The organism is Microbacterium sp. 13-71-7 (genome assembly GCF_002257455.1).
Taxonomy (GTDB): Bacteria; Actinomycetota; Actinomycetes; order Actinomycetales; family Microbacteriaceae; genus Microbacterium.
Map to the genome: position 1 here is coordinate 1 of NZ_NCKN01000362.1, position 2588 is coordinate 2588.

General features: G+C 69.3%; 3 protein-coding genes. All 3 read left to right on the forward strand.

Annotated features, from left to right (window positions below):
- A partial coding sequence (locus B7X32_RS20245; protein ID WP_292723878.1) for a MurR/RpiR family transcriptional regulator occupies positions 1-980 on the forward strand: 980 nt, incomplete at its 5' end.
- Positions 977-1729, forward strand: coding sequence for an SIS domain-containing protein (locus tag B7X32_RS20250; RefSeq protein ID WP_292723882.1), 753 nt, complete (start codon positions 977-979; stop codon positions 1727-1729). The genes B7X32_RS20245 and B7X32_RS20250, both read left to right, overlap by 4 nt.
- 56 nt (positions 1730-1785) lie before the next feature.
- The coding region (locus tag B7X32_RS20255) for an extracellular solute-binding protein (RefSeq protein WP_292723884.1) at positions 1786-2588 on the forward strand (803 nt) is incomplete at its 3' end.

The window sequence follows — 2588 nt, forward strand, 5'->3', positions numbered from 1 at the left end:
CCATGTCGATCCACGACGCGTTTTCACCGGAGGCAATGGTGCCACTCATGCAGGACGTCGGCAACGAGTTGTCGATCACGCAGCGCATCTCGCTGCGGCGTCCGGCGATGCCGAAGGCCATGGCGAAGATCGCCGCGGTCATCACGGCGCACCCCACGGCCCCGGTCGAGCTGACGATCACCGAGCTCGCCGACCAGGCGGGCACCTCCGCCGCCACCGTCACGCGCTTCTGCCGCGCGATCGGCTTCGACGGATACACGCAGTTCCGCGTCGGCGTCGCCGCCGAGTCGGGGCGGGGAGACGCCGGCACCACGTGGCGCACGGACATCGCCGACGACATCGGGCAGGACGACCCCGCCGACCGGGTGCTGCTCACCCTGCTCGGCCTGCACACCCGCAGCATGGAGATCACGACGGGCCTGCTGAACCTCGACGACGTCCAGCTCGTGGCGCGCGCGATCTCCGAGGCGCGGCACGTCGACATCTACGGCGTCGGCGGCAGCGGCGTGATCGCCGACGAGTTCCGCGGTCGCCTCTACCGGATCGGCGTGAACGCCCACTCCTGGTCCGACGTGCACGACGGGCTGACCAGCGCGGTGCTGCAGGACGGCTCCTCGGTGGCCGTGGGCATCTCGAACACGGGACGCACCGAGGAGACCATCGAGATGCTCTCGCACGCCCGTGCGGCAGGGGCGCTGACGGTCGCGATCACGACCGACGCCGACTCCTGGCTGGCCTCCAGCGCGGATGTAGCGCTGATCACGGCCTCGGAGAACCCCGCGCAGCGCCCCGACGACCTCTCCATCAAGCACGCGCAGCTGCTCGTCATCGACCTGCTCTACGTGCTCGTCGCGCAGCGCACCCTCGGTCAGGCCGCGACCCGCCTCGCCGCGAGCGCGATGGCCGTCTCCGCGCACCGACGCTCGTCGTCCCCCGTCGAAGAGCCCCGCCCCCGTCGAACGAAGGAGTCCACCCGATGAGCGCCTCCCCCCAGGATCTGCTCCGCGAAGCCGAGACGCGCCTCGAGCGTCTCACCGCCGACGCGCAGAACGGCGCGCTGGACCCTGCGATCGACCTGCTCGTCGCCGCACTGCGCGACGGAGGAGTCATCCAGGCCTTCGGCACGGGGCACTCCGAGGCGTTCGCGATGGAGATCGCGGGACGCGCGGGCGGGCTCATCCCGACCAACCGCATCGCCCTGCGCGACATCGTGTTGCACGGCGAGCGCCCGGCCGACGTGCTGACCGGATCCCTCGAGCGCGAACCCTGGGTCGTCGACGAGCTCATGGCCGTCTCCCCCGTGACCGAGAACGACGTGTTCGTGATCGCCTCGAACTCGGGAGTGAACGGATCCATCGTCGGCGTGGCCCTGTGGGCCAAGGAGCACGGCCACAAGGTCATCGCGGTGACGAGCCTCGAGCACACCGCCCGCGTCGAGCCCAAGCACCCCAGCGGCAAGCGGCTCAGCGAGATCGCCGACGTCGTGATCGACAACCTCGCCCCCTACGGCGACTCCACCCTCCAGGTCACCGAGACCATCTCGGCGGGCGCGATCTCCTCGATCACGGCCGCGTTCATCGCCCAGCTGCTCACGCTCGGCGTGGCCCGCACCCTCGCCGAGGCCGGAGAGGTGCCGCCGATGTACATCTCCGCGAACATCCCCGGCGGCGACGAGCACAACGCGGCCCTCGAGGCCCGCTACCTCGATCGGCTCCGCCGCGGCGCCTGAGCCCCCCCCCAGACTCATCCTCTCCCTCACCCCTCACTAAGGAAGGCAACAATCACATGGAAACCAAAGACGCTTCCATCAGCCGCCGCTCGCTGCTGCGCGGTGCGGCGCTCGCCGCGGTCATGGTGCCCCTCGGCGTCAGCCTGGCGTCCTGCGCGGCTCCGGGCGGCGGTGGCGGCGGCGGTGCCGCCGGCGGCACGAAGTCTGCCGACAACCCGTTCGGCGTGGCCGCGAACTCCAAGGTCGACGCGGTGATCTTCGACGGCGGCTACGGCGTGGACTACGTCGAGAGCGCGGCGAAGATCATGGAGAAGGGCAAGACCGGGGCCTCGGTCAAGGTCTCCGCCTCCACCAAGATCGCGCAGGAGCTGCAGCCGCGCTTCGTCGGCGGCAACCCGCCGGACCTGATCGACAACTCGGGCGCCAACCAGATCGGCTGGAACACGATCCTGGACCAGCTCGAGACGCTCGACGACGTCCTGGACGCGAACAACCTCGAGGGCACCAAGATCAGCGACACGCTCTACGGCGGCGTCAAGGATCCCGGTACCTTCAACGGCAAGTTCGTCGCCCTGAACTACGTGATGACGGTCTACGGCATCTGGTACTCCGACAAGGTCTTCAAGGACAACGGCTTCGCCGTCCCGAAGACCTGGCAGGACCTGAAGGCTCTCGGCGAGGCCGCGAAGGCCAAGGGCAAGTACCTCTTCGTCTGGGGCAAGGAGGCGGCGACGTACTACCAGACCCTCGTCGTCGACTCGGCCGTCATCCAGAGCGGTGACGACGTGCGCCTGCCGCTGGAGAACCTGAAGGAGGGCTGCTGGTCGCACCCGACCCTGCAGTCGATCCTGACGATCTT